The following is a 1,561-nucleotide window of genomic DNA, read 5'->3' on the forward strand; positions in this document are numbered from 1 at the left end:
AGGATTCGGTGATGTGCGTACCGATTCGCTTGAACGGGTTGAGCGAGGTCATCGGATCCTGGAAGACCATGGCGATCTCGGGGCCCCAGAAGTGCTTCATCTCAGACTTTTTCATCGTCGACATGTCACGACCCGCAAAGGTCACGGTGCCACTGATATCGAGCGCCGGACCCTTCTGGAGCAGACCCATGATGGTGCGACCGAGAACCGACTTACCGGAACCCGACTCACCGACGATGCCGAGAGTTTCACCTTCGTTGACGTGGATCGAGACACCGTCGACGGCTCGCAACTGCCCACGGGGAGTAGCGAATACGGTTCGGATGTTGTCGGCCTGCAGCAAGGGCACGCCGGTCTTCACTGAAGTGGTCACAGTTTGCTCCGATACTTCTCACCGATGAGGTTGAACGAAAACACGGTCAGGAAGAGGAAGACACCGGGCACGAGAACGATGAAGGGGTGCTTCTCCACGATGCCGCCCTGTCCTTCTGCGATCATGTTGCCCCACGTCGGATCAGGCTGTGCGATACCGAGTCCGAGGAAGCTGAGCGACGCTTCTGCGACGATCAGGCCGGACACGGCAACCAGGCCGAGTGCCGCAACAGGAACGAGAACGTTGGGGACAAGTTCGCGCCAGATGACACGCCACTTGGTAGCGCCCATAGCGCGGGCTGCGAGTACGAACTCACGTTGAGCCACCACGATGGTGTTGGCTCGCGCTATTCGAACCATGCTGGGAATGCAGAGGATCGACAGTGCCAGCGTGATGTTGCGTAGGTTCGAGGTGAGCACTGCAGCGAGCGCGATCAGCAGGACCAGCGACGGAATTGCCAGCAGCGAGTTGGTCAGGATTCCGACGACGGCGTCGACCTTGCCGCGGAAGTATCCGGCCATGACGCCGATGGTGCCACCGATGATGACGCCGATCAGCACTGCGCAGATGGCCACAGTCAACGATGCACGAGCGCCGAACAACGCGCGGGCCAGAAGGTCAAGCCCGAAGTTGTTGGTACCGAGTGGGTGTTCCGAGAGCAGGCTCGGGGGCGCGAATCCGGGTTCGGCCAAAGTCTTGACCGTGTCCTTGTACTCACCGAGCGGTAGAAGCGGCGCGATGATCGCGGCAATAACGAGAGCCACGAGCCAGATGACGGCCAGCCAGTACGAGAGGTCGAATTGACTGCCCCATTTGGCGAGACCGATCTTGCCCAGTCCCTTGAACAGGAATACCAGTGCGACGAGGCCGATGACGATGCGAACCATCATCATGATGCCGGAGCCGAACAGGGCGGTGCCGAGAAGCGCGAGACCGATGACGGTCAGGATCGTGCCGATCAGTACCAGATTCTTCGGCTTTTCCAGCGTCTCGATCGGGCCGGGAGCAAGCAGAACTGTCTGCTGCCGATATGTCATCACCTCGGACGGGGCAGGCGACGGGGCCGCTCCGTCGGGCGTCACTTCAGACATGGACACGACGACTCCTCGGGTCAAGATAGGTGTACAGAACATCGACGAAACTATTGACGAGCACGTAGATGACGGCGATCACGACCACCGCACCCAA

Annotated in this window: 2 protein-coding genes; both read right to left on the bottom strand. The window is 60.0% G+C overall.

All coding sequences use genetic code 11. The features are described 5' to 3' along the window. A partial coding sequence (locus MTX36_RS29375; protein WP_243623184.1) for an ATP-binding cassette domain-containing protein occupies window positions 1-373 on the bottom strand: 373 nt, incomplete at its 3' end. Next, complete coding sequence (locus MTX36_RS29380) at window positions 370-1,464, bottom strand: ABC transporter permease (RefSeq protein ID WP_243623185.1); 1,095 nt, start codon at window positions 1,462-1,464, stop codon at window positions 370-372. The genes MTX36_RS29375 and MTX36_RS29380, both read right to left, overlap by 4 nt. Window positions 1,465-1,561 lie beyond the last annotated feature (97 nt).

Source organism: Rhodococcus sp. ARC_M6 (assembly GCF_022810305.1).
Classification (GTDB): Bacteria; Actinomycetota; Actinomycetes; order Mycobacteriales; family Mycobacteriaceae; genus Rhodococcus_F.

Excerpts from the sequence above, each read along its gene's own strand:
- MTX36_RS29380 (WP_243623185.1), bottom strand. The coding sequence starts at position 1,464 with ATGTCTGAAGTGACGCCCGACGGAGCGGCCCCGTCGCCTGCCCCGTCC.